General features: G+C 60.2%; 25 protein-coding genes. 5 read left to right on the top strand and 20 right to left on the bottom strand.

The genetic code is table 11. From position 1 onward, the window contains the following. The first annotated feature begins 32 nt into the window (after positions 1 to 32). From THALAR_RS00905 to THALAR_RS00890, 4 genes are read left to right on the top strand one after another with little or no spacing between them, the layout of a single operon-like run. Positions 33 to 1346, top strand: coding sequence for an ATPase with chaperone activity, associated with Flp pilus assembly (locus THALAR_RS00905; protein ID WP_021099573.1), 1314 nt, complete (start codon positions 33 to 35; stop codon positions 1344 to 1346). 31 nt (positions 1347 to 1377) lie between these two features. Continuing rightward, entirely contained in the window at positions 1378 to 3780 is a 2403-nt protein-coding gene (locus tag THALAR_RS00900; RefSeq protein ID WP_021099572.1) for a ligase-associated DNA damage response DEXH box helicase, read from the top strand. Then, complete coding sequence (gene pdeM, locus THALAR_RS00895; RefSeq protein WP_021099571.1) at positions 3777 to 4439, top strand: ligase-associated DNA damage response endonuclease PdeM; 663 nt, start codon at positions 3777 to 3779, stop codon at positions 4437 to 4439. The genes THALAR_RS00900 and pdeM overlap by 4 nt, the downstream gene beginning before the upstream one ends. 25 nt (positions 4440 to 4464) lie before the next feature. Continuing rightward, on the top strand, positions 4465 to 4893 hold the full coding sequence (locus tag THALAR_RS00890) for a PaaI family thioesterase (protein ID WP_021099570.1): 429 nt from the start codon (positions 4465 to 4467) through the stop codon (positions 4891 to 4893). Here the strand turns inward: THALAR_RS00890 and folD are convergent. From folD to ruvC, 17 genes are all read right to left on the bottom strand, one after another. Beyond that, positions 4890 to 5792 (bottom strand): bifunctional methylenetetrahydrofolate dehydrogenase/methenyltetrahydrofolate cyclohydrolase FolD, encoded by a 903-nt coding sequence (gene folD / locus THALAR_RS00885; RefSeq protein ID WP_040817438.1) that lies wholly within the window; start codon positions 5790 to 5792, stop codon positions 4890 to 4892. The genes THALAR_RS00890 and folD overlap by 4 nt on opposite strands. Before the next feature lie 26 nt (positions 5793 to 5818). Next, entirely contained in the window at positions 5819 to 7495 is a 1677-nt protein-coding gene (locus THALAR_RS00880; RefSeq protein ID WP_021099568.1) for a formate--tetrahydrofolate ligase, read from the bottom strand. 163 nt (positions 7496 to 7658) lie between these two features. After that, complete coding sequence (locus tag THALAR_RS00875) at positions 7659 to 8246, bottom strand: MOSC domain-containing protein (protein WP_021099567.1); 588 nt, start codon at positions 8244 to 8246, stop codon at positions 7659 to 7661. Between the two features lie 139 nt (positions 8247 to 8385). Further along, positions 8386 to 10305, bottom strand: coding sequence for an ATP-dependent zinc metalloprotease FtsH (gene ftsH / locus THALAR_RS00870; protein ID WP_021099566.1), 1920 nt, complete (start codon positions 10303 to 10305; stop codon positions 8386 to 8388). A gap of 89 nt (positions 10306 to 10394) precedes the next feature. After that, positions 10395 to 11618, bottom strand: a complete 1224-nt coding sequence (gene tilS / locus THALAR_RS00865; RefSeq protein ID WP_021099565.1) for a tRNA lysidine(34) synthetase TilS — start codon at positions 11616 to 11618, stop codon at positions 10395 to 10397. After that, on the bottom strand, positions 11615 to 12433 hold the full coding sequence (ybgF, locus tag THALAR_RS00860; protein ID WP_021099564.1) for a tol-pal system protein YbgF: 819 nt from the start codon (positions 12431 to 12433) through the stop codon (positions 11615 to 11617). Before ybgF ends, tilS begins: the two co-directional genes overlap by 4 nt. Before the next feature lie 12 nt (positions 12434 to 12445). Further along, entirely contained in the window at positions 12446 to 12964 is a 519-nt protein-coding gene (pal, locus tag THALAR_RS00855) for a peptidoglycan-associated lipoprotein Pal (protein WP_021099563.1), read from the bottom strand. Between the two features lie 78 nt (positions 12965 to 13042). After that, the gene (gene tolB, locus THALAR_RS00850; protein ID WP_021099562.1) at positions 13043 to 14350 is read right to left on the bottom strand and encodes a Tol-Pal system beta propeller repeat protein TolB; all 1308 of its coding nucleotides are present in this window, start codon (positions 14348 to 14350) and stop codon (positions 13043 to 13045) included. Between the two features lie 84 nt (positions 14351 to 14434). Then, complete coding sequence (locus THALAR_RS00845) at positions 14435 to 15598, bottom strand: hypothetical protein (protein WP_021099561.1); 1164 nt, start codon at positions 15596 to 15598, stop codon at positions 14435 to 14437. A 6-nt stretch (positions 15599 to 15604) separates the two neighbouring features. Continuing rightward, on the bottom strand, positions 15605 to 16081 hold the full coding sequence (gene tolR, locus THALAR_RS00840) for a protein TolR (protein WP_021099560.1): 477 nt from the start codon (positions 16079 to 16081) through the stop codon (positions 15605 to 15607). Between the two features lie 3 nt (positions 16082 to 16084). Continuing rightward, entirely contained in the window at positions 16085 to 16780 is a 696-nt protein-coding gene (tolQ, locus tag THALAR_RS00835; RefSeq protein ID WP_021099559.1) for a protein TolQ, read from the bottom strand. A gap of 112 nt (positions 16781 to 16892) precedes the next feature. Further along, positions 16893 to 17285, bottom strand: coding sequence for a tol-pal system-associated acyl-CoA thioesterase (ybgC, locus tag THALAR_RS00830; RefSeq protein ID WP_021099558.1), 393 nt, complete (start codon positions 17283 to 17285; stop codon positions 16893 to 16895). Beyond that, positions 17282 to 17920, bottom strand: a complete 639-nt coding sequence (locus THALAR_RS00825; protein ID WP_021099557.1) for a hypothetical protein — start codon at positions 17918 to 17920, stop codon at positions 17282 to 17284. The genes ybgC and THALAR_RS00825 overlap by 4 nt, the downstream gene beginning before the upstream one ends. Then, positions 17917 to 18747, bottom strand: a complete 831-nt coding sequence (locus THALAR_RS00820) for a hypothetical protein (protein WP_021099556.1) — start codon at positions 18745 to 18747, stop codon at positions 17917 to 17919. The genes THALAR_RS00825 and THALAR_RS00820 overlap by 4 nt, the downstream gene beginning before the upstream one ends. A 4-nt stretch (positions 18748 to 18751) precedes the next feature. Then, complete coding sequence (ruvB, locus tag THALAR_RS00815) at positions 18752 to 19774, bottom strand: Holliday junction branch migration DNA helicase RuvB (protein WP_021099555.1); 1023 nt, start codon at positions 19772 to 19774, stop codon at positions 18752 to 18754. Between the two features lie 48 nt (positions 19775 to 19822). Continuing rightward, the gene (ruvA, locus tag THALAR_RS00810) at positions 19823 to 20476 is read right to left on the bottom strand and encodes a Holliday junction branch migration protein RuvA (RefSeq protein ID WP_021099554.1); all 654 of its coding nucleotides are present in this window, start codon (positions 20474 to 20476) and stop codon (positions 19823 to 19825) included. Then, a complete protein-coding gene (gene ruvC, locus THALAR_RS00805; protein WP_021099553.1) occupies positions 20473 to 20979 on the bottom strand; it encodes a crossover junction endodeoxyribonuclease RuvC in 507 nt (168 codons plus the stop codon). The genes ruvA and ruvC overlap by 4 nt, the downstream gene beginning before the upstream one ends. 342 nt (positions 20980 to 21321) lie before the next feature. On the opposite strand from ruvC, the gene THALAR_RS00800 reads away from it, so the two are divergent. Next, positions 21322 to 21513 carry a DUF1127 domain-containing protein gene (locus tag THALAR_RS00800; protein ID WP_021099552.1) on the top strand — a complete coding sequence of 64 codons (192 nt, stop codon included), beginning with the start codon at positions 21322 to 21324 and terminating at the stop codon, positions 21511 to 21513. 74 nt (positions 21514 to 21587) lie between these two features. Here the strand turns inward: THALAR_RS00800 and THALAR_RS00795 are convergent, their stop codons facing one another. From THALAR_RS00795 to THALAR_RS00785, 3 genes are all read right to left on the bottom strand, one after another. Continuing rightward, a complete protein-coding gene (locus THALAR_RS00795) occupies positions 21588 to 21941 on the bottom strand; it encodes a hypothetical protein (RefSeq protein ID WP_051153546.1) in 354 nt (117 codons plus the stop codon). A gap of 66 nt (positions 21942 to 22007) precedes the next feature. Then, on the bottom strand, positions 22008 to 22889 hold the full coding sequence (locus tag THALAR_RS00790) for a 50S ribosomal protein L11 methyltransferase (RefSeq protein ID WP_021099550.1): 882 nt from the start codon (positions 22887 to 22889) through the stop codon (positions 22008 to 22010). 65 nt (positions 22890 to 22954) lie between these two features. Further along, positions 22955 to 24199 carry an MFS transporter gene (locus tag THALAR_RS00785; RefSeq protein ID WP_021099549.1) on the bottom strand — a complete coding sequence of 415 codons (1245 nt, stop codon included), beginning with the start codon at positions 24197 to 24199 and terminating at the stop codon, positions 22955 to 22957. Between the last annotated feature and the right edge of the window lie 66 nt (positions 24200 to 24265).

Genomic DNA, 24265 nt, shown 5'->3' with positions numbered 1-24265 from the left:
ATGCCGAACAATCGGCGCGCGAGGCAGAGCACATGAATATGCACACGACCACTGGCGTTCAGGCGCCGGTTCCCCCGAAATCATTGAAGGATACCGGTCTTAGCATCGTGATGATGCGCGACATCCTGTTGAAGACGATCTTTCGCAAAAACCTCGAACACGTCTCGCAGATGGCAGAGGCGATATGCCTCTCGATGCCCCTGACCCAACAACTGGTCGAGATCACCCGCGAACAGAAACTGATCGAGGCGCAAGGTACGCTGCACGCAGGCTCCGGTTCCGAGATGGCATTTCAGTTGTCAGACGCCGGCAAATCCCGTGCACTGGATGCGCTGTCGCAGTCCGAATATTACGGCGCGCTGCCCGTGCCGCTCGAAATGTATAAAGAGCAGGTAAAACGCCAGTCCGTTCGCAACATCCAGATCACACGTGACAAGCTGCTGGGCTCCATGGGGCATCTGATCCTGCCGGAACATCTGCTGAATGATCTTGGGCCCGCCGTCAGCTCTGGTCGCTCAATCTTGCTCTATGGCCCTCCCGGCAACGGTAAATCGGCGATCTCCAACGGTATCCGCGACGCACTTGGCGACATGATCTACATCCCGCAATGCATCGAATACGCGGGGCAAGTGGTGACGCTGTACGACCCGATCGTACACACACTGATTGAGGATGATGCCGTTCAGGTGTCCTCGCTACGCCGCACCGACAACCGCTACGACAAGCGCTACCTGATGTGCGAGCGCCCCACCGTTATGACCGGTGGTGAGTTGATGCTGAACATGCTCGACCTGAACTACAACGCCACCTCGCGCACCTATCAGGCTTCGCTCCAATTGAAGTCGACCGGTGGCGTGTTCATCGTGGACGACCTTGGCCGTCAGGAAGAACCGCCGCAGGCATTGATCAACCGCTGGATTGTTCCGATGGAGGCAGAGTACGACATTCTGGCTTTGCAATCGGGCGAGAAGTTCGAGGTGCCGTTCGACACGCTGGTCATTTTCTCGACCAACTTCCACCCGAACGAAATGTTCGACGGCGCGGCACTGCGCCGTATCTTCTTCAAGATCAAGATCGACGGCCCCACGCAGGAAGAATTCCTCAAGGTGTTCGCCATGGTCGCGAAAAAGAAGAAGATGCCGCTCAACGAGGCCGCGTTGATCCATCTGTTGAAGGTCAAATACCCGACAATCGACAACGTCTATGCCAACTATCACGCGAACTTTCTGATAGATCAGATGATTGCGGTCTGCGAATATGAGGGCATCCCTTACCAGATGACACCAGAGCTGATCGACCGCGCGTGGGCCAACATGTATGTGAAAGACGAAGAGATTAAGCACTGACCATCTCTTCAGGCCGGGCTATATCTGGGGCATGACTGACCTGCCCCAGCCCATCACCGATTGGTTTACCAGCCGTGGCTGGGCTATCCACCCGCATCAGCAAGACATGCTCGACGCGGCGCAATCGCCGTCGACCTTGCTGATCGCGCCAACCGGTGGCGGCAAAACCATGGCGGGGTTCCTGCCAAGCCTTGCAGAACTTCACACCGCACCGCGCGATGGGTTGCACACGCTCTACATCTCGCCGCTGAAAGCCCTCGCAGCCGATATCAAACGCAACCTGCGCACGCCCGTCGAGGAAATCGGTCTAGACATACGCATCGAGGACCGCAGCGGGGACACCAGCTACACCCAAAAGCGCCGCCAGCGCGCGGCACCTCCACATATCTTGCTAACGACCCCTGAAAGCCTTGCTCTGTTGTTAAGCTACGAGGACGCGCCACGCATATTCGCCGGGCTGCAACGGGTGATCGTCGACGAAATTCACGCGCTGGCCGATAGCAAACGTGGTGTTCAACTGGTCCTGGGGCTTAGCCGCCTACAATCACTGGCCCCCGATCTACGTCGTGTCGGCCTGAGTGCCACCGTTGAAGACCCGAAAGCCATCGCCGCATTTCTCGCACATCACCCGCAGCCGACAAAAATCATCAACGCCGACCCGGGCCCGGACCCCGATATTACCATGCTGCAAACCGAAGAGGCGCCACCTTGGTCGGGAGGCGGCGGGCGCTACGCTATTCCCGCGGTGTTGGAGCAGGTCAAGCAGCACAACACGACGCTGATCTTCCACAATACCCGGGCGCAGGCAGAACTGTTCTTCCACCACCTCTGGCTTGCGAACGAGGACAAATTGCCGATTGGAATTCATCACGGCTCGCTCGCTCGCGAACAACGGGTGAAGGTGGAGCAGGCCATGGTCGAGGGCCGTTTGAAGGCGATCGTTTGTACAGGAAGTCTGGATCTCGGCATAGACTGGGGGGATGTCGATCTTGTCATCCAGATCGGCGCTCCGAAGAACGTCAAACGGCTGGTTCAGCGCATAGGGCGTGCAAATCACCGCTACAATGCGCCGTCCAAGGCGCTTCTGGTGCCCGCGAACCGCTTCGAAATCGTGGAATGCAAAGCCGCGCTGGATGCCGCGAAGGAGCATGATCTGGACGGAGACCCGCGCGGCCCCGGCCCCCGGGATGTTCTCTGCCAACACATTCTGGCTTGTGCAGCCGCAGGTCCGTTCATCGCCGAAGAGCTGTTCAACGAGGTCACAACCGCGGGACCTTACGTGAACCTCTCACGCGCCGACTTCGACCGATGCCTCGATTTTTGCGCCACAGGCGGCTACGCGCTTCGTGCCTATGACCGGTATCAGCGCATCATTGAGCGCAACGGGAAATGGCAGCTCCGCGACCCGCGCAGCGCACTACAAATCCGGATGAACATCGGCACTATTATTGACACCGAGATGCTTAAGGTGCGGCTCAAGAGCCGACGCGGCGGGGCGCCGCTGGGCGAGGTTGAAGAAGGCTTCGCCGCGACCCTGACGCAAGGCGACACCTTCCTGATTGGCGGGCAGATCGTTCGCTACGAGGGCCTGAACGAGATGACGGTCGAGGTGACGCGCCGTGCCTCCGACAACCCTAAGATCGCGACATTCTCCGGAACCAAGTTTGCCACGTCGACCCAACTCAGCCAGCGCATCCTGCGCATCTTTCAACAAAATGACTGGCCAGACTTGCCTGATCACACGTCGGAATGGCTTAAGCTACAACGCAAGCGCTCCAAACTTCCCGAACCCGGTCGCCTCTTGATCGAAAGTTTTCCGCAAGACGACCGTCATTATACTGTCATCTACGGCTTTGCCGGTCGCAATGCGATGCAAACACTGGGGCTGCTACTAACGCAGCGGATGGAGCAGCAGGGGCTGGAACCCTTGGGCTTCCTGTCCACGGACTACGCCACAATGATCTGGAGCTTGCAGCCGGTGGTCAATCCGGCATCCTTGTTCGTTCTCGACAATCTGCGAGAGGGGCTGGAGGACTGGCTGGCCGGAAATGCAGTCATGAAACGCACATTCCGGGCATCTGCCATCATAGCCGGACTGATCGACCGCATGACACGCGGCCAGCGAAAATCCGGAAAACAGGCCACGTTCTCGTCCGACATCCTTTATGACACGTTGCGCAAATACGATCCCGATCACCTCATGCTCGACATCACCCGAGAGGAAGCCATGAAGGGACTGATCGACTTTGGCCGAATAGAAGACATGATCGCGCGGACACACGGCGCGATAGATCACCTTCAACTAGACCGCGTCACTCCGCTGGCCGCGCCGCTGTTTCTGGAAATGGGCCGCGTGCCCATTAAAGGTGCCGCCGAAGAACGGCTCCTGGTCGAGGAGGCTTCAGCCCTCATGGCAAAGGCAGGCTTGGAATGAGATCTTTCGGCTTTTGTGGCGCCGAACTTATCGCGCTTGGTTCCGGCGCACTGCTCTGGCCCGAACAGAGTCTGTTGGTGGTGTCCGACCTGCACCTTGGAAAGTCCGAACGTATCGCCCGGCGCAGTGGGCAAATGCTGCCCCCATACGAGAACACCGAAACACTGACGCGCCTAGAGGCGGACATCGACGCGCATGCGCCGTCTAACGTGTTATGCCTGGGCGACAGCTTCGACGACTTGAACGCAGGCCACGCCTTGTCCGATCCTGTCACCGAATGGTTGACTCGTTTAATGGCTGGCCGAGTATGGACATGGATTGAAGGCAACCACGACCCCGGCCCGCTGGAGCTTGGCGGGACGCATCTTGCGCAGCAGAGCGTCGGAGCGCTCACCTTCCGCCATATTGCGGATCTTGATGCGTGTACCGGCGAAGTCTCGGGGCATTACCACCCAAAAGCCAGTCTGCACTCTCGCGGTCGCACCGTGACTCGTCCCTGCTTTTTATATGACAACACCCGCCTCATCCTTCCAGCCTATGGTACCTACACCGGGGGCTTACGCTCCAGTTCGGCTCAGTTGCAAACACTCATGCAGCCCGACGCACGGGCAATCCTGACCGGCGCATCCACGGTGGAAATCCCGATGCCACGCGTCTAGGCTTTTGACAAAATCCGGAGCATCCATGTCCCTCACCCCGCGCAACCCCGACTTTGAGACCACCGTCCGCGAGAGTTTCGCCCGTCAGGCCATGATGGCAACCGCTGGCGCATCACTGGTGGAGGTCACGGCAGGACATTGCGTCATTGAAGCCCCGATCCAGCCAAACCTGACCCAGCAGCACGGATTCGCCCACGCCGCCCTGACATTCGCCCTAGGCGACAGCGCCGCAGGATATGCGTCGCTCACGCTAATGGAGCCCGGCCAAGAAGTCCTGACATCGGAGATGAAGATCAACCTTCTCGCTCCCGCAAAAGGCGAGCGGCTGAGAGCAGTAGGTCGCGTATTGAAGACCGGGCGGCGACTGATCGTCGTGCAGGCCGATGTCTACGCGCATGAGGGCGAAGTGATCAAACACATCGCCGCCCTGCAAGGCACCATGGTGCCGGTTTAGGCCGTCAGTCCCTCCGGCTCGTCCAGACCATTCGCGCGGCAGCAGGCGGTCAGAGTGTTCGCCAGCAAGCACGCAATAGTCATCGGCCCCACGCCCCCCGGAACGGGCGTAATGGCACCGGCAACTTCTGACGCGGACTCGTAGTCCACATCACCGACAAGGCGGGTCTTACCCTCACCCTTTTCCGGCGCGTCCAGACGATTGATGCCGACGTCAATCACGGTGGCCCCGGGTTTGATCCAGTCACCCGGCACCATTTCTGGCCGCCCCACAGCAGCCACCACGATATCGGCGCGCCGAACCACATCCGGCAAATCCTTGGTACGCGAATGGGCAATGGTCACAGTGCAACTATCACCCAACAGCAATTGCGCCATGGGCTTTCCTACGATGTTCGAGCGCCCGATCACGACCGCATCCATGCCCGACAGAGAGCCATGGTGATCGCGCAACATCATCAAGCACCCCAAGGGCGTGCAGGGAACCATCGACTTCTGCCCCGTTCCCAGCAGACCCACATTCGAGATATGAAAACCGTCCACGTCCTTGGCGGGGTCTATCGAGTTGATCACCAGATCTTCGTTTAAATGTTTGGGCAAAGGCAGCTGCACCAAAATCCCATGGATGGTGGGGTCTTCATTCAGTGACTTGATGATGGAAAGCAGGTCGGCTTCGCTGGTGTCAACATCCAGACGGTGCTCCACCGACTTCATGCCAACCTCGACCGTCATCTTGCCTTTGGACCGAACATAGACCTGGCTTGCAGGATCTTCGCCCACCAACACCACCGCTAGCCCGGGTACCAGATCATGCTCGGATTTCAGCTTTCCAACTGCGTCCGCGACCTGCGCACGCACCTTAGCCGCAAAGGCCTTTCCGTCAATTACCTGTGCGCTCATACCGATCATACCCTTGCTTGCGTCTTTTAGAACAGACCTTCAATCTGGCCATCCTCATTAAGCATGATGGCCTCAGCAGATGGAACCCGTGGCAGGCCCGGCATCGTCATGATCTCGCCGCAGACCACAACTACAAAGCCTGCACCGGCGGACAGACGCACCTCGCGGACCGGCAAGGAATGCCCGACAGGCGCGCCGCGCAGGTTCGGGTCGGTCGAGAAGGAATACTGCGTTTTCGCCATGCAGACCGGCAGGTGGCCGTAGCCCGCCTCTTCCCACTGGCGCAACTGGTCGCGGATTTTCTTGTCGGCCAGCACCTCGTCCGCACGGTAGATGCGCTTCGCGATGGTCTCGATCTTCTCCATCAGGCTCAGCTCGTCTTTGTAGAGTGGCGCGAATTGTGACGCGCCGCTATCCGCTATCTCAGCCACGCGGGTTGCCATCTCCTTGACGCCTTCCGAGCCATGCGCCCAATGCTTGCAAAGGATCGCCTCCGAGCCCTGCTTTTTCACGTAGGTTTGTACGGCCTCGACTTCCGCATCGGTATCACCGGAGAAATGGTTGATCCCGACAACAACAGGCACGCCGAAAGATTTGAGGTTTTCGATATGGCGGCCAAGATTGGCGCACCCTGCGTTCACCGCATCGACGTTCTCGGCAGCCAGGTCGGTTTTGGCAACGCCACCGTTCATCTTCATCGCGCGAACGGTCGCCACCAGCACCACGCAATCCGGGGCCAGACCAGCCTTGCGGCATTTGATGTTCATGAACTTCTCGGCACCCAGATCGGCACCGAAACCCGCTTCTGTGACGACATAATCGGCCAGCTTCAGCGCCGTGGTGGTCGCAATGACGGAGTTGCACCCGTGTGCGATGTTGGCGAAGGGGCCGCCATGGACGAAGGCCGGATTGTTTTCCAGCGTTTGAACCAAGTTTGGCTGCATGGCTTGTTGCAGCAATACGGTCATTGCCCCATCGGCCTTGATGTCGCGGCAATAAATGGGGGAGCGATCGCGGCGATAGGCAACGATGATGTCGCCCAAACGCTTTTGCAGGTCGTCCAGATCCATAGCGAGACACAGGATCGCCATCACCTCGGAAGCCACCGTAATGTCAAACCCAGTCTGGCGCGGGAAGCCGTTGGCGACGCCACCCAGCGAGGTCACGCAATCACGCAACGCGCGGTCGTTCATGTCGAGCACGCGCTTCCATGTCACCCGGCGTTCGTCGATTTCCAGCTCATTGCCCCAGTAGATGTGGTTGTCGATCATCGCCGACAGCAGGTTATGCGCCGAGGTGATAGCGTGGAAATCGCCCGTGAAGTGGAGGTTCATCTCCTCCATCGGCACCACTTGCGCGTAACCACCGCCAGCGGCCCCGCCTTTCATGCCGAAACACGGACCCAGTGAGGCTTCGCGGATGCAAATTGCGGCCTTCTTGCCGATGGCGTTCAGCCCGTCCCCCAGACCGACCGTCGTCGTCGTTTTGCCTTCGCCGGCAGGCGTGGGGTTTATGGCCGTCACAAGGATCAGCTTGCCGTCCTTCTTACCGCGCTGCGCGGCAATGAAGTCCGCCGACACCTTGGCCTTGTCGTGACCAAAGGGGAGCAAGTCCGCTTCGGGAATTCCCAGCTTGGCACCAATCTCCTGGATCGGGCGTTTGGAGGCCTCGCGGGCGATCTCGATATCGGTCTTGAAACTCATGCTTTATCTCCCCTTCGCCGCCGCGATTTGCGCTTCGGCGCGATTGTGTCCCTCCGCCTATATCGGGGATGCGCTGTCGCACATCCTGCATTTCCGACATTTGCGGCGTCGGAATCGGCCTTGCATGGGATATACGTTTCACATGGGAAACCGGAAACGCTGATTATGTCCTTGGCGGTGACCAAACGCGCTGATCGGGAATGTGCAATGTCAGGACGTCACCGACGCGCAATACCCCTTCCCGCTCGACCCACGCCGTGACCCCGCGCCTGCCGTTTGCAGCAGCTTTGAACGCGCGGCCGTGGCCGGGGACATCTTCGTCGATTATGGCCGCAGGTAGATGGCACGGTCGGTTTTCCATGTCGACGGTCAACGTCGTTCCGCTTTCTGTCTGCAAGCGCGACGACGGAGGGATGTGGGTGAAATCCGCGATACCCTCAACGACGATATTTGCGCCGCACCATTCCGGATTGAATGACGCTACCCCGATTTGGTCGGCGATGGCCGCCATTTCTTCCACCGAGATGATACAAAGCTGTCGAGTGTTGCGAATTGTGGTCCCTTTCGGATATTGCGATGTAACCCGGCTGCACGACAAGCGTGTCAGCCCGCCGTGGTCTTCGCCTTCGATCCCTGCGAAACTTGCCTCGACTTGCTTCAGCGGTGTTGAGCGCAAGGTGTCATCGCGGCTCGCTACTTTTCCCAACCAGACAATCTTGCCGGTGTAATTCGTCTTCATCAATGCGGGCATATCTTGGTGTCCGGTTGAAATCAGTCACACCTTCGACGACGCGAACGACCTAGTCCAACCAATATATGTGACCTAGCCATAACGAAAAACGCCCCTCGGGAAAGAGGGGCGCTTGTTCAGATCAATCAGAGTGCCAAGGTCAGGCTGACGGCTCAGGCTCCATACCGCCGTCCGACTTGGGTGTCTTGGGCTTCCGCGTCTTCGGGATCGCCGCAACGGAGGTCTTGCCACTATCAGGCGTATCATCCTCCTCGTCGTCGTCGCGGTTAAGCGGTTGCCCGGCAATCACCTTGGTGATCTCCGACCCGGTCAAGGTCTCGTATTCCAGCAGGCCTTGCGCCAAACGCTCCCAATCATCTTTCTTCTCGGTAAGAATACGCTTCGCTGTTTCGTATCCTTCGTCGATGATCTCTTTCACCTTCTGATCAATGATCTTCTGGGTTTCAGGTGAGTGGTTGGTTCCACCCCCATAAGCACCGAGGTAAGATTGCTGTTCGTTGGCATAGTCCACGTGCCCGAGCTCTTCGGAGAAACCGAACTGCGTGACCATCGCCCGCGCGATTTTCGAGACCTGCTGGATGTCCGATGTCGCGCCGGATGTGACATTCTCCGGTCCGAACTTCAGCTCTTCCGCGACCTTGCCGCCCATCGCCATTGCGATTTTTGACGTGTACTTTGTCTTGGAAACCGACAGTTGGTCACGCTCAGGAAGGCTCATCACCAGCCCTAAGGCACGCCCACGCGGGATGATTGTGGCTTTGTGGATCGGGTCGTGCTGTGGCACGTTCAGTCCAACGATCGCGTGTCCGGCTTCGTGGTAGGCGGTCAGCTTCTTCTCATCTTCGGTCATGACCATGGAGCGACGCTCCGCACCCATCATGACTTTGTCCTTAGCGTTCTCGAAATCTTCCATGGTGACGAAACGACGGCCCATGCGCGCAGCCGTAAGAGCAGACTCGTTCACAAGGTTGGCCAGATCGGCACCCGAGAAACCGGGCGAGCCGCGGGCGATGATGCGCAAGTCGACATCGGGGCCAAGCGGCACCTTACGCGCGTGAACGCGCAGGATTTTTTCGCGGCCTTTGATGTCCGGGTTTGGAACCTGCACCTGACGGTCGAAACGACCCGGGCGCAGCAGCGCCGGGTCCAAGACGTCCGGACGGTTGGTTGCGGCGACGATGATAATGCCCTCGTTGGCCTCAAAACCATCCATTTCAACAAGCAGCTGGTTCAGGGTCTGCTCACGCTCGTCATTGCCGCCGCCGTAGCCCGCACCGCGGGACCGGCCAACGGCGTCGATTTCGTCGATGAACACGATGCACGGAGCGTTCTTTTTCGCCTGCTCAAACATATCACGAACGCGTGAGGCGCCCACGCCGACGAACATCTCAACGAAGTCAGAGCCGGAAATGGTGAAGAACGGCACGCCAGCCTCGCCTGCAATGGCACGCGCCAGCAGCGTTTTACCGGTACCCGGAGGGCCCACCAGCAGCGCACCTTTGGGGATCTTACCACCAAGGCGGGAGAACTTCTGCGGGTTACGTAGAAACTCCACGATCTCTTCCAACTCGTCCTTGGCCTCGTCGATGCCTGCCACGTCGTCGAAGGTCACGCGGCCTTGCTTTTCGGTCAGCAGCTTCGCGCGCGACTTGCCAAAGCCCATCGCGCCGCCTTTGCCACCGCCCTGCATCCGGTTCATGAAGAAAATCCAGATGCCGATAATCACGAGGAACGGCAACAGAGTACCGACATAGGCCAGAATTCCGTTTTGTTCCTGACGCTTGGCCTCAATCGCCACGTCGTTTTCCAGCAAGACGGGGGTCACGTCGACGCCCTCAGGTTTCACTGTCGTGAACTGCTCGTTACCGGAGCGGATGATGATATTTTCACCGTCCAGCGTCACTTGGCTCACGTCACCCGCTTCCACGCGCGAGATGAAATCCGAATACGGTATCACGCGCGAATCCGCAGCCGACTGGCCGCCGTTGAACAGGTTGAATAGAGCGAGGATCAACAAAAACAGTACGACCCAGAAAGCGATTTGTCTCGCATTGCCCAAGAGAATTCTCCTAAATCAGCTCGGCTGGGACGTAGACACCTGCGCCACTTACCGCCTTTGATGTTAAAATAGGGATAAGTGGCGCAGGTTCAATGCGATAAAATGAACTCGCCGAAGTCTTTGGCGTCTCGGAGCAGCGTGACGCGCCACCCGCCGTCCCAACCAGCTAGCGGGGCCGATAGTAATTCTGCACCGTCCCACACTGACGGAGACGCGACAACCGACGCGTACGGCAGCCCAGGCGAGCGCCAGTCACCCGTGCATTGCGCCAAGCCTGCCTCACCCAAAGCGCGTATTTCCGTGGAATTTCCGTGCGGTCCGGCAAACATCCACCGGCTATCCCAGCACGCCGTTGACGGTGTGACACACGACGCCACAGCAGCAAGTTCCCGCCCCACACGCAGCACACCATGCCCAGACGTAATGACGCATCCGTGTAACACCGATTTCTGGCGCAAATCCGCCAGCACCCGCGCCAACTTCGCACCACGGGGCGGGTAATCCTGCCCAGAGACAAATTGCAGCGCGGATTTCAGCGCACGCCTTTGCGACTCAGCCGTGGCCGCGTCGAACCAGTCGAGCTTGAAACACAAATCGCCCTGCTCCATCCAGAATTGGCCGTCGAGGGAGCGTGAAAGCTGGATGTCCAAATCGCGCCGGGTGGAGCGGAGATTTTCCAAGGACTTGGTGATCATATCTCGTGACAGCCCGGCAGCCTCCAGCGCTGTCAAACTCTGGCGCACTAGGACGCGCTGATAGTTGGTATCCTCGTTGCTGGGATCGTCACACCAGGCGATGCCCGCCGCCATCAGGCGGTCTCGCAACATGTCGCGGCGCACGTGCAGCAACGGGCGGTGGAATGTAACCCCTTCCAACTTGAACGACGGCCGCATTCCTGACAGCCCATCTAGCCCCGCACCGCGTCCCAACTCCATCAGGAACGTTTCGATATCATCGTCGGCGGTATGGCCAAGCGCCACGTCGGTGATGTGGCTCGCACGCGCCCATGCCGACAACGCGCTATAACGCCCGCGTCGCGCTTGGTCTTGCAGGTTGCCTTCACCGCCCCAACGCCAGTGCAGCGTATGGTGTGGCACACCATGGGTTGCGCAAAAATCGGCAACCATAGCGATCTCGGCATCGGCCCCGCTACGCAGGTGGTGATGCACCGTCGCGACCGAAACCGGAACGCCACGCTCCAGCAGCAGGTGAAGCAGGGCCATGCTGTCGCTACCGCCCGAGACGGCAACGCCAAGCACGCGGTCAGCGGGCAGTTCGTTCAGGAAATCGTCGGGTAGTTCTGGCGCGCTCACTGGCAGCCAAGTTCGCGCATCGACGAGTTGGCTGGCAACACCTGATCCGATCCGGGATAGCGCACGCCGACCTCTTGCAACATCAGGCAGCCTTCCTGCGACTGGCCCAACTTATGCAACGCCAGCCCCAACCGATAAAGCGCCTCAGGCGCGCGTGGCGCGTCGGGCGAGCCGGAGAAGCTTTCCAGATAGGCCCTCGCGGCGTTGTTCCAGTCACCCAGTTCAGCCAGCGCCTGTCCACGCAGGAAATGCGCGTCAGCGGCTAGAGGCCCCCCCGGGTAGGATTCATTAAAGGCCGCAAACTTGTCAGCGGCGCCGCGAAAGTCACCGGCTGCGAGCGCCTCCTGCGCCCGCTCGTAGTCGGCTTTCTCTGACACCGCCAGTTCCGCGCCGCCTGCATCGGGCGTTGTATTCGGCGCAACGGCAACTGGCGCGGATGACGCGTCGCCGCCGCCCAGCAACGGCGTTTCGCCGATGGAGCCCAGATCGCAGCCTTCCTCCAACTCGCACAGCCGGAATTCAAGATCGCCCACGCGGTTGGTGCCGTCAGTCACAACCCGGTTGATCCGGTTCTCCAAATCTTCGGTCTTGGAGGTCAGGCGCGCGAGCGCCGCCTCGATAATGTCGATACGTTGTAGTGTGTCGCCGGTGATCGTCAGACCACCGGTATTGCCGCCCGACAGTTCGGAGCGCAGTTGCACGATGGCGCCATTAAGCTGGCCCAACTCGGCACGAATATCCGCAAGGCTCGAATCCTGCGCGGCCAAAGGCCCCACACTCAGAGCGAAACTCAAACACATCAGAACCTTGCGCATAATCTTGGCCTATCAGCTACCCAACCCGGCGGAGATCACCGTCACCGCACGGCGGTTCTTGGCATAACACTCCTCGGTTGAACAGACCGCAAGCGGACGCTCCTTGCCGAAGGTCACCGTGCGCAGGCGATTGTCGGCAACACCGTTCGCCACAAGGAAGTCGCGGGCCGCAGAAGCACGACGCGCACCAAGGGCGAGGTTATATTCCCGGGTCCCCTGCTCGTCGGCATGGCCTTCGATGATTGCGGTATAGTTCGCATTATTCGACAACCAGCCTGCCTGCTGTGTCAGGGTCGCGCGGGCTTCGTCGCCGAGCGTTGACTGGTCGACCGCGAACAGCACCTTGTCGCCAATCGTCTCGTTGAAATAGGCGGGGCTGGACGGATCCAGCGAGGAGCTGGAAATTCCGCCGTTGTTCAGGCCGTTTGCACCAGCACCGGCACCATCGCCGTTGCGGTCAAAGGGGCTCTTGGCGCAAGCGGCCAGCGCAATCGTGGTGGTCAGTAGTGCTACCTTGGTAAGCGTCTTCATCGGTTTGATCCTTATGGGTCTTATTGGCTCGATTGCGCAGAACTTAGCATGTGTCTGGCGCAAAGGGAATCTCACGGTTTATTTCAAAAGCGGCGACCAGCTGGGGTCCGACGCGTTGGCCTGCACGGCCTTCAAGTTGCGCCCCGAGATGTCCACGGAATAGAGCGTGGACGACCCGCCGGAACCGGCGGTTTCGCGGGTAAACATGATCACGCGGCCATTTGGTGCCCATGTCGGGCCCTCATCGAGGAAGGACGCGGTCAGCAGGCGCTCTCCCGAGCCGTCAGTGCGCATGACGCCGATGTGGAAGCGGCCACGGTTCTGCTTGGTAAAGGCGATCAGGTCTCCGCGCGGGGACCAGACGGGGGTGCCATAGCGGCCCTGCCCAAAGGAAATGCGCGTCGCCTCACCACCCCCCGCAGGCATGACGTAAAGCTGCTGCGTGCCGGAGCGGTCACTCTCGAACACGATCTGCGTGCCGTCGGGGGAGTAGCTTGGCGCGGTCTCGATTGCCGGGCTGGAGGTCAGTTGCGTGCGCTCGCCACTCGCCAGATTAAGCTTGTAAATATCGGTGTTCGATCCCGTCGTCAGCGAGAACACGACGTCCTGCCCATTGGGCGCGAACCGCGGCGCGAAGCTCATGGTACCAGGCTGGTCTTGCAGCACGCGACGCCCGACGGAAGCCACATCCAGCACGTAAATCTTCGGGAAGCCACTCTCGTAAGAGGTGTAGATCACGCGATCACCATTTGGCGAGAAGCGCGGTGCCAGCACAATCGCCTGCGCGTCGGTCAGGTATTGCAGGTTCGCGCCGTCGTAATCCATCACGCCAAGGCGCTTAAGGCGGGCGTTCTTGGGTCCGGTCTCGGAGACGAACACGACGCGGCTGTCGAAATAGGCCCCCTCGCCCGTGATCCGCGAATAAACCGCGTCCGCCACCTTATGCGCCATGCGTCGCCAGCCGCTGGTGGAGCCTACAAATTGCAGGCCCTCGCCCATCTGGTCCTCGGAAAACACGTCAAACAGACGGAATTTAACGATGATCTGGCCGTCATTGGTCGTGGAGACCGCCCCCGTAATCAGCGCCTGCGCGTTGATCGCTTTCCAGTCGGCATATTGCACGGGGCTATCAAAGCTGGTGATCTGGCTGATATACGCCTCTTGCCCGATTGCGCGGAACAGGCCGGAGCCTTGCAAATCCGACGACACCACAGCCGCCAGATCGCGTGCATATTGATCCGCGCCCGCAGTTTCCGCGATGAACGCGGGGGCCGCGAAGGGCAGCGGCTCGATATTGGGACTGTCCAACTCGATGCGCAAAGGTTCGGCCTGAGCCGCCGAGAATGTCAGGACAACTGCCAGACAGGTGAGAAACATCTTGATCATGGTCTTATCCTTTCACGCACGCAGCACATTGCAAGGCGTTCGCGCCAACCTTAGCCGCACTTGGGCGTATTTGCGCCATTTCGGTCATCTGATTTCTTTTTTCGTCGCGTTGAAGCTGACTTCCACTTCACGCCATTGGTCATATTTGTCGAGGGGAAGATTGTAGCCTTCCACCCCGCAGCGGATGATTGCCCGCCGCGCGGCCTCGTAGGCGCGGTCGACCGCGCTGCCGCTGCCGCCTGTCGACGAGATCAGGTTGATGGAGCTGACAACCGGCTTGGCCGACTGGTCCATCTGGAAGCCCACGACCACAGACACCGCCAAAGCGTCGGTGCCCAAGGCACCCACGTTCCAGCAGCGCTGGATGCCCAGAATGAAGGTCCCCTTCTCCTCGCGCGTGATCGGCGAAGAGGTCCCGCCACCGGGGTTGGCGTTGGTCGCCACGGCCGTCTCTGTATTCGCCTCGGCCACCGCATTCGCGATGCTGTCGGCAAGGCTCGGGGCTTCGGTCGGCGTTTCGACCGGAGCCTGCGGTGCCGTCTCAGTCGGTGTCTCGGCGACTTGCGGTGCCGGTCTCGCGGGCGGTGTGGGCTTGCGGCCCGGGCGTGTCGAAATAGTCGGCGCGGCGGTCGATGGCTCGTCCGCTTCCGTCACGATCTCGGTGGTCGATTCCTCGCGCGCAGTTTCCTCGCGGGCTTCTTCCACCGGCTCGGCACTTGGCGCCGGTGCGGCGGCGGCTTGGTCAACCTCGTCAATGGTCACCTCGGGGTCCGGTTCTTCGACGACCTCCTCCGCAACCCGCTCCGCCGCCCGCGGGGTCGGGCGTGCATCCGGCACGATCACCGTCGCGCCCGGCTCGCCGTCGGTCTCAGGCGCTTCGGGTTGTTCCGGCACGACCGGCGTCTCTACAGGGGCTGCCGGTTCTGGGATGACGGGGTCGGGTTCAGGTGCAACTTCTTCGACCGGTGCGGGGGCTGGCGGCGGAGTGTCGGGAACGTCAGGCTCTACCGCAGGCGCAGGTTGGTCCACTTGTGCAGGCACCTCCGGCGCAGGCGGACGCTCCCCCTCGCCGGGTGATTGGGCCTGCATCGCGGCAAACTCCTCGCCCGAAATGATGGAGACGTTACTCACCTCGACATTCAGGTCCGTTTCACGCGCAACAAAAAGCCCCCCTACGATCAGGTAGAGGATAAAGGCCGCATGGCCCGCTCCGGAAACATATGTGCCGGTATGTGGCGAAAGGCGCATGACGCGCTACCCGCCCTGCCCGTCAAGGGAAGGGCCGCCGGTATCCGTCACCAGACCGATATTGGAGAAGCCGCCCTTGTTGAGCGCCCCCATCACCTGCACGACGCGCTCGTAGGGGATGGAGCCGTCGGCCCGCAGGAAAACCTTGTCATCGTTCCGTTCGGCGGCAATCGCACGCAGGCGGCCAATCAGGGCCTCGTCTTCAATCGGGGTGTTCTGGATCGACAACTGCCCGTCCGCCTCAACCGTGATGGTCAACGGCTCTTCTTGCTCGGTCGGCAAGGCGGAGGCAGCGGTCTTCGGCAACTCCACAGGCACGCCGACAGTCAGCAACGGGGCCGCCACCATGAAGATGATCAGCAACACCAGCATCACATCCACGAAGGGCGTCACGTTGATCTCCGACATCGGCTTGGAGCCGCCCTTACGGCGTTTGCCCCGACGCCCGCCCGAAGACGCGCCTTGTTGAACGCTTCCAACCATCGCTCAGGCGTCCAGCTGGCGCGACAGGATGGTGGTGAATTCGTCGGCAAACGCCTCATAGCCCGACATGATGCGGTCCGAGTCAGCGCTGAGCTTGTTGTAGAAGATCACGGCCGGAATGGCCGCGACCAACCCAAGCGCCGTGGCGACCAGCGCCTCGGCGATACCCGGAGCTACAACCGCGAGGTTGGTGCTTTGTGAAATCGCGATTTCCTCGAAGGCGTGCTTAATGCCCCATACGGTGCCGAAGAGCCCGATGAACGGTGCCGTCGCGCCGGTGGTGGCAAGGAAACCCAAGCCGTAGGTCAGCTTTTCTTCCTGCTTGGAGATCGCCACATCCATCGAGCGGTCGATCCGCGCGGTCGCCCCTGCGATCAGTTGGCCGTCGTCACGATGGGACCGGCGCCACTCGCTCATGCCTGCCGCAAAAATCTTGTGCGCCGCGCCATCGGGGTCGGTGCCGATCTTGTCAAAAAGCTCGTCCAGCGGCTCACCCGACCAGAACATGCGGTCGAATTCCTCGGCCTCGCGGCGGGCCGCGCGGTAGTTGATGAATTTCTGCACGATGATCGCCCAGCCCCAGAACGAGGCCCCGATCAGCATCAGCATGACTATCTTAACAGTTGGTGTTGCCCGCCAAAAAAGCGCCGTGACTGAAAAGTCCACGTCGCTGGCCAGGCCTATTGCCTCAGCTTCCATAAAACCCGCTCGCCTTTTGTTTTTACCGCTTTGTGCGGCTTGATTGGCTGTAGATTAGCCGCAACGGAACTGCATTGCTACAATTCCCGTCCCAAGGGCATAAAAATTCCCGTTACCGTTGCATCAATTGGCGAATATCCGCCGGAAGCCGCGTCGGCCGACCACCTTCACCCAGACAAACAAGCGTCACGACCGATTTGAACAGCGTATCATCGCCCCGACTGACATCTTGCGTGAGCGTAATCCGTGCCGCAGAGATGTCCCGAACCTGTGTGGAGATCGTCAAAACGTCGTCAAATCTGGCCGGAGAGAGGTAATCCGCCTCCACCCGCCGCACTGCAAAAACGATCCCTTCGTCGGCCTTTAAGGCCGACTGGTCGACGCCCAGTTCCCTGACCCACTCGCTGCGGGCACGCTCGATGAACTTCAGGTAGTTGGCATAATAAACGATGCCAGCAAGATCGGTGTCCTCATAATAGACGCGGCACGAAAACAGATGGCTCACGACGCAAGCCCGATCCGTGCTGCAAGCCTTATCGCGTGGGAAGGATCACTTGCCGCGACCGGCATCACCGGATCATAGGCCGCGCGGATCACGGCTGCGACGTCCGGCTTTAGAATTGCCACGTCACCTCCCGTCAATGCCAAGGGCGATGCCCCTAGAAACGCCTCGTCCGACCACAGCAGGATGGATTGCACCACCTGCCCCAGACAGATTGTCTCGGCAGGTATATCCGACATCACCGCATCCATGCGCACAAACACGAAGCAGGCCTTGATGCCGCCTTCCGGGTCGAACCGGAACAGGCGGTACTGGTTGGCGTCCGCTGCCTTCAGTCGCTCGACCAGCGGGCCCAACTCGGGGATCAGCCGGTCCAGATTGGGCGTGTCGACCAATTCCTGCCACTCACGCAGAAAGAATACCATGAAGTTGGACCCCAACTCCGCATCTGTTTCCGCCATCTCGTGACCCGCTAGTTGGCAGACGGCCTCTATCGCGCCTTTAAGGATCGACACCGTGCTGTCCTCCACACCGAACGCCACCGGCGCAATCGGGCGGCCCCAGCGGGCGAACAGGTATGAGCCGTCAGCACGGGTAAACAGCTTGGTCACTGCTTCGGGGGATGTGTCGGGCATCATGGCAGGTTCCACCTCAGCAGCGAAGCGATCACCGGATCGTCGAATTGCTGGTCCCCGGCGAAAACGACAGGGCCGCCGCGATCATAGAAGATCACGAACGGCGCACCGTCACTGATCCTCAGCGCCCATGCAGCCGCAGCGCTGTTGCACTGATGGGCCTGACATGCGCGGCCAACGATCCAGTTGCCTTCCTGTTTGGTGTCACCCGGACCGGACATGCGCCGGTTCAACTCATCCACATTTTCAGGTGTCATCACGCGGGCGAGCCGCGCCTGCTCGCTTGGGTCTTGCGTCAGGTGTTGTGGATGCTGTCCCAGCCAGCGCGTCACATCCTGACCAGCACCTGCGGCGGGTGCCGTCCCCTCCGACACGGCCACCTGAGTCAATTGCGACCCGTCGAAGCGGAAAGTCTGATAGGCAACACGCGGCGCAGGGTCGGAGATGTCGATCTCGACTGCCTCCGGCGTAACCCGTAAATCAGTGGGACCACCACGGCAAACCCCGAACTCGTCAGTGCGCACGGCCGCCCCGTCCCGCAGCATAATCGCGATCTGCGAAGCTCCACCGCACATATTGCCGCCATGCCGGGAAGTCAGCACCGCCCAATCCTGCGCGCCACCTTCCACGGCCCAGACCCCGTCGATGGAATAGGCGTGATTTTCTATGCCGAGGTCGGAGCCGTTGAAAGTCACCCGCTGTTGCCCAAGCGGCCCAACCACCTGCAACACGCCGAACCGCGTCTGCGCTTGGGTGAACCCGCCCGCCGTGTAGTCGGCCCAAGCGGCCCCACCCCAAATCGCTGCGAGAACAAAAAACAGGTGTCGCATGGTCTCAGTCTCCGAACAGGTCCGCGTCGCGCCGTGGTGCATCGAGGCCCAGATGCGTCCACGCCTTTTGCGCCAGCATCCGCCCGCGCGGCGTTCGCTGTATCAAACCTTGCTGCAAAAGGAACGGCTCGATCACCTCCTCCAGCGCATCGCGGCTTTCCGACAGGGCCGCCGACATGGTCTCTATCCCAACTGGGCCGCCTTGGTAGTTCTCTGCGATTAGCCGAAGGTATCTCCGGTCCGCGCCATCAAGGCCCAGATAGTCCACGCCCAGACGTGTCAACGCGCTGTCCGCCAAGGCGCGGGTTATCTTGCCGCCACCTTCAACCACCGCGAAATCCACGACCCGCCGCAACAAACGCCCCGCAATCCTCGGTGTGCCCCGCGCGCGTTTCGCGATTTCCAGCGCCCCGTCATCTTCGGTCGGCACGCCCAGCAGCCGCGCCCCGCGCCGCACGATCTCGTGCAACTCGCTTTGGGTGTAAAACTGCAACCGCGTCGGGATGCCGAAGCGGTCCCGCAGCGGTGTGGTCAAAAGCCCCAGCCGTGTGGTCGCCCCCACCAGAGTGAAGGGTTGCAGCTCGATGCGCACGGTGCGCGCCGCAGGCCCCTCGCCGATCACCAGATCCAGCTCGAAATCTTCGAGCGCCGGATACAGCACCTCTTCCACCACAGGGTTAAGCCGGTGAATCTCGTCGATGAACAACACGTCGCGGGCTTCCAAGTTGGTCAGGATCGCCGCCAGATCGCCCGCCTTGGCCAGCACAGGGCCAGAGGTCATGCGAAAGTTGACGCCCAACTCCCGCGCCATGATCTGCGCCAGCGTCGTTTTTCCCAAACCTGGCGGCCCGTGGAACAGCGTATGGTCCATCGCCTCACCGCGTGTCTTGGCGCTTTCGATGAACACCCGCAGGTTCGCCCGCGCTTCGGCTTGTCCGATAAACTCGTCCAGCCCCTGAGGCCGCAACGCACGGTCGCCATCCTCGGCCAGCCGCTCGGGGCGCAATGTTGGGTCAGGTTCGCTCATAGACATCTCTATGCCGCACAGGCGGCGCTTCTTCCAGAGGAAGGTTCATCACTCCCTCGGCGCCAGCAACTTCAACGCGCCCCGGATCAGGGCGGGGGTTTCTGCCGCACCATCACCTGCGGCCTGCGCGATCGCGCCCGCCGCATCGCCATGGCTGTATCCCAGATTGACCAGCGCCGACAGAGCCTCTGCCTGCGCCGAAGCAGAGGGCATGACCACCGGCTCCAGCACATCATCGCCAGCGGGTGCAGCAGGCACGGAGCCCTGCGCCGCCGCCAGCGTGCCACCCATCGCCATCACGTTCGGTGCCTTGTCCTTCAATTCCAGCACCACTTTCTGCGCGGTCTTGGGGCCGACGCCCTTGGCCGCCTTGATTGCGTTCCAGTCGCCCAGGGTCACCGCACGGGACACACCATCCGCGCCCAAAGTCGACAAAATCGCCATCGAGGCCTTCGCACCGATCCCCTGCACGGACATCAGCAACCTGTGCCATTCTTTTTCAACCAGCGTGGTAAAGCCGAACAGTTGCAACAGGTCCTCGCGCACCAGCAACTCGGTGAAAAGCGACACAGCCTCGCCCGGTCCGGGCAAGGTGGCCATCGTCCGGTCAGAGCAATACACCATGTACCCGACCCCGCCGACGTCGATCAGCACGTGATCCGTTGCGCGGTAGTCGAGCCGTCCAGATAGTTTGCCGATCATGCCCCTGCCCTCGCCAATGCTGCGCTTAACGTGTTCCCTGCGCGGGCGTGAAACGCGTGGCACAGCGCGATTGCCAACGCATCTGCCGCATCCGGCCCCGTGATCACCACTCCCGGCAGTTGCATCTTCACCATATGCGCCACTTGCGTCTTGTCCGCATGGCCCACGCCCACGACGGTTTTCTTGATCTTGTTGGGGGCGTATTCGCCAATGCTCAGCCCCGCTTGCGCCGGAACCAGCATCGCAATCCCACGCGCCTGGCCCAACTTGAGCGTTCCCGCCCCGTCCTTGTTGACGAAGGTCTGCTCCACGCCGGCAGTGTCGGGTGCGTAGCCGGTGAATATCTCGGTCAACTGGGTGTGAAGGCTCAACAGCCGCGCCGCCAAATCAGTGCCTGTGGAGTGGCAGGTGCCGTTCGCAACATGGGACATGCGCACGCCGTCCGTGTCGATGATGCCCCATCCAAGGTTCCGCAAACCCGGATCAATCCCTATGACGCGCATGCCCTGCTCAACTTTTTGTTGTTCTTTTGCGACAGGTAGCACGAAACGCGAACATTTGCCAAGATGCTACGTGAATGTCGTTTTCCGATCACAATGTCGCTAACGGCCAAAATTGCCTCTTATGTGGTCCAAAATCGTCGCCTTGGGGTCCATTTGCGACCCCGTCACATTCGCATTTTTCCTATATTTTTAAGGCGTTTACCTGCCGTTAGCACATATGCGAAAACCGCATAGGTGGCATGCAATAAATATCCTTGTGAGACATCAGGGGCCGTCCTAGATGCGGCTAAGACATTCGCAAACTGCTCAAGGATTGGGCGCACTACAAAAAGGACGACTCGCATGGCTGTATATGAAACCTCCCGCTCGCTGAACGAAGGCGTCCGCGCCGATGCTCGTGGCTTCTTCTCCTCCCTGATCGGTGCTGTTGCAGCATGGAACGATCGCCGCGTAACGCGCAACGCCCTGTCGGCACTGACTGCGCGCGAACTGGATGACATCGGCCTGACCCGTGGCGATATCTACAACGTCTAAGCTGCCCTGCATCTTACGTAGACACATCAAAGCCACCCTCGCGGGTGGCTTTTTCGTTTCGGGAAACCCGGTATTCAGTTGCGAGGCAGAACCACGCTCAACCCCCGTGCCGTCACACGGGTCGCGCCATCGGCATCCAGCAGGAAAGCCGCCAAGACGTGAGGACTTTCCCCCTTTTTCAGTGTGTCGATGCGGCTGACATACTCGTCCTCACCCAGCTGGGCAAACACGAAGCCTTTGAGCATGACGAAGATCAATGCCATGGTCGCAAGGCTTTTGACGGGGACGAGCTTCTTCCGGCGACGTTTGACAACGTCAACCACAAGGCCATCCTTGGTGACCCTCTTGACGACCCGCTTGTTCGGGTCGCTCTTTTGCTGAATTGCATTCAACCGCTCAGCAAAGCGGTCTTTATTCACATCTGCCAAAACCGTTTTCCAGTGCTTATGAGTTGCACGTTTCCAACGTCAATTAGCAGAATTCCGCCTATTCACCTACAAAAAACGCGGTTTCTTGCTCATTCGGAGTGCACTCCACTCGCCGATGTCACGTCTTTGCGACAGTTGGAAACCGGAATTCTCATATACAGCTTGCACTTCGGCGGCTTGATCGGTGAGCAGCCCCGACAGAATAATTGTACCATTTTCGGCACAATTTGCCGCCATATCGGGGGCCAAGTCAATCAAGGGGCCTTTCAGGATGTTGGCAAAAATCAAGTCGAACGGTGCTTTTGCAGCGATCTCGTCATGTCCGAACCCGACGGCCTCAAGGCAGTTGATCTTGTCCGTCATGCCGTTCGCCTGTGCATTGACCTCCGCTACCTCGACGGCCACCGGGTCGATATCCGAGGCGATCACGACCTGATCCCAAACCGCCGCGGCCGCCATCGCCAGAACCGCCGTGCCGCAGCCCACGTCAATCACGTTCGTCGCGCGCCCGCCTTCGGCGAGATAGTCCTCCAGCGACAGCAGGCAGCCCTGCGTGGTCCCGTGGTGGCCGGTCCCGAACGCCATAGCTGCCTCAATTAACAATGCCACCTTGTCTTCAGGCACCTTATCCGCGTCGTGGCTGCCATAGACGAAGAAGCGGCCTGCCTCGACCGGTGCCAGTTCGCGGCGCACATGGGCGACCCAATCCGTCTCTGGTATCTCGGACACCACAAACGGCTTCGCCCCATGCGCCGCCGTCAGCAGCGCCAGTTCAATGTCGTTCGGCGCGTCCAGAAAGTAGCCGCCGACCTCCCACAGGCCGGAGCCGTCTTCCACCTCGAAAACCCCGACGCCGGTGGGCGCGGGCTCCAGCGTTTCCAGCGCCTCGCCCAAGGCTTGCGCGGCGTGCTCGCCCATCAAAGTGGTCAATGCGGTATATGTCGGCATGGGGGGCTCCTTCGGTCATTGCCGTTCGCTTAGGCCGCTGCTTGCACGGGCGCAACCCCTGCGGGCTACTCCGCCGGCGCGGGCTTGAAGCGGGCGAAAATCGTCTCATGGCCCGGCTCGGGATGGCGCGGGATCAGCATCGACAGCACCAGTGACGTCACCGCCATGCAGGCGGCCGCGACGAAGACCGACGCGGGCGAGTTGATCCACATATACCCCAGCACGACCGGTAGAAACACGGCGGCTATGTGGTTGATTGTAAAGGCCACCGCAGCGGTGGGCGCGATGTCGGCGGGGTCCGCGATCTTCTGGAAGTAGGTCTTCAGCGCAAAGGCCATGGAGAAGAACAGATGGTTCACGACGTAAAGGCTCGCCGCCAGAACGACGCCCCAGCCGAAGTAGTAGATGCCGCCATAGGCCAGGAAAACAAGTGTCAGACCGACATACTCGACAATCAGCATCCGGCGCTCGCCATAGACACCAATTGCGCGTCCGATCAGCGGGGCGAAGATCATGTTGGCGACGTAGTTGATCAGGAAAAGTGCTGTGACTTCATGCACTTCGAAGCCGAACCGCTCCACCATCATGAAGGCCGCAAAGACCACGAATATCTGCCGCCGCGCGCCGGATACAAACTGCAAAGCATAGTAGAGCCAGTAGCGCTTGCGTAGCACCATGGTCTTGTTCTGCGGGTTCGGCGTCTCGAACTGCGGGAAATAAACAAGACAAAACAACGCGATAAGAACCGTGATGCCGCCTGCGGTGAGGTAGACGAACTCGTAGCTCAGATCCAGCGTCTTCCACGTCAGCACCAGCAAACCGTAGGCGATCAGCGACGCGAAACTGCCCGCTGCGGTCAGCCAGCCAAGGGTTTGCGGGGCCTTCGCCTTGTCGATCCATTGCAGTTGAAGCGACTGGTTGACCGTCTCGTAATAGTGGAACCCGATGGAGGAGAGCAGGGTCAGCATCAGGATGCCACCGAACTGAGGGAAGTAGGCTGTGAGCGCGGTCGCGGCGCCGAGCAGGATCAGGGAAATCAGGCCAAGCACTTGTTCCCGAACGAAAATTATCAGGAAAATCACGCCGATAGCCAGAAAGCCGGGGATCTCTCGGACGGTGTGGAGCCAGCCGATTTCGACGCCGGTGAAGCCTGCGGCCTCGATCACGAAGTTATTGAGCAGTGCGGACCATGTGGCGAAGGCGATGGGCATAGCGAAGGCCATGAGAAACAACAGAAAAACCGGCTGCCGGATAAAAGGAAGCCGCTTTGCCTCGTCAAGATCGAGCCGTCTGATACTGTCGCCGAACATGGTTCAGGCTTACGCCTGCGCGGCTCAAAAGGCGAGAGGAAATAGGCGTCTGCAAAGCGTCGGCAA

The sequence above is a fragment of the Litoreibacter arenae DSM 19593 genome (assembly GCF_000442275.2).
Lineage (GTDB): Bacteria > Pseudomonadota > Alphaproteobacteria > Rhodobacterales > Rhodobacteraceae > Litoreibacter > Litoreibacter arenae.
This window is presented reverse-complemented; position numbering and strand designations above follow the sequence as displayed.

Coding starts and splice junctions, on each gene's coding strand:
- THALAR_RS00905 (WP_021099573.1), top strand. CDS start 33: ATGAATATGCACACGACCACTGGCGTTCAGGCGCCGGTTCCCCCGAAA.
- THALAR_RS00900 (WP_021099572.1), top strand. CDS start 1,378: ATGACTGACCTGCCCCAGCCCATCACCGATTGGTTTACCAGCCGTGGC.
- pdeM (WP_021099571.1), top strand. CDS start 3,777: ATGAGATCTTTCGGCTTTTGTGGCGCCGAACTTATCGCGCTTGGTTCC.
- THALAR_RS00890 (WP_021099570.1), top strand. CDS start 4,465: ATGTCCCTCACCCCGCGCAACCCCGACTTTGAGACCACCGTCCGCGAG.
- folD (WP_040817438.1), bottom strand. CDS start 5,792: ATGAGCGCACAGGTAATTGACGGAAAGGCCTTTGCGGCTAAGGTGCGT.
- THALAR_RS00880 (WP_021099568.1), bottom strand. CDS start 7,495: ATGAGTTTCAAGACCGATATCGAGATCGCCCGCGAGGCCTCCAAACGC.
- THALAR_RS00875 (WP_021099567.1), bottom strand. CDS start 8,246: ATGCCCGCATTGATGAAGACGAATTACACCGGCAAGATTGTCTGGTTG.
- ybgF (WP_021099564.1), bottom strand. CDS start 12,433: ATGCGCAAGGTTCTGATGTGTTTGAGTTTCGCTCTGAGTGTGGGGCCT.
- pal (WP_021099563.1), bottom strand. CDS start 12,964: ATGAAGACGCTTACCAAGGTAGCACTACTGACCACCACGATTGCGCTG.
- tolB (WP_021099562.1), bottom strand. CDS start 14,350: ATGATCAAGATGTTTCTCACCTGTCTGGCAGTTGTCCTGACATTCTCG.
- THALAR_RS00845 (WP_021099561.1), bottom strand. CDS start 15,598: ATGCGCCTTTCGCCACATACCGGCACATATGTTTCCGGAGCGGGCCAT.
- tolR (WP_021099560.1), bottom strand. CDS start 16,081: ATGGTTGGAAGCGTTCAACAAGGCGCGTCTTCGGGCGGGCGTCGGGGC.
- tolQ (WP_021099559.1), bottom strand. CDS start 16,780: ATGGAAGCTGAGGCAATAGGCCTGGCCAGCGACGTGGACTTTTCAGTC.
- THALAR_RS00825 (WP_021099557.1), bottom strand. CDS start 17,920: ATGATGCCCGACACATCCCCCGAAGCAGTGACCAAGCTGTTTACCCGT.
- THALAR_RS00820 (WP_021099556.1), bottom strand. CDS start 18,747: ATGCGACACCTGTTTTTTGTTCTCGCAGCGATTTGGGGTGGGGCCGCT.
- ruvB (WP_021099555.1), bottom strand. CDS start 19,774: ATGAGCGAACCTGACCCAACATTGCGCCCCGAGCGGCTGGCCGAGGAT.
- ruvA (WP_021099554.1), bottom strand. CDS start 20,476: ATGATCGGCAAACTATCTGGACGGCTCGACTACCGCGCAACGGATCAC.
- ruvC (WP_021099553.1), bottom strand. CDS start 20,979: ATGCGCGTCATAGGGATTGATCCGGGTTTGCGGAACCTTGGATGGGGC.
- THALAR_RS00800 (WP_021099552.1), top strand. CDS start 21,322: ATGGCTGTATATGAAACCTCCCGCTCGCTGAACGAAGGCGTCCGCGCC.
- THALAR_RS00790 (WP_021099550.1), bottom strand. CDS start 22,889: ATGCCGACATATACCGCATTGACCACTTTGATGGGCGAGCACGCCGCG.
- THALAR_RS00785 (WP_021099549.1), bottom strand. CDS start 24,199: ATGTTCGGCGACAGTATCAGACGGCTCGATCTTGACGAGGCAAAGCGG.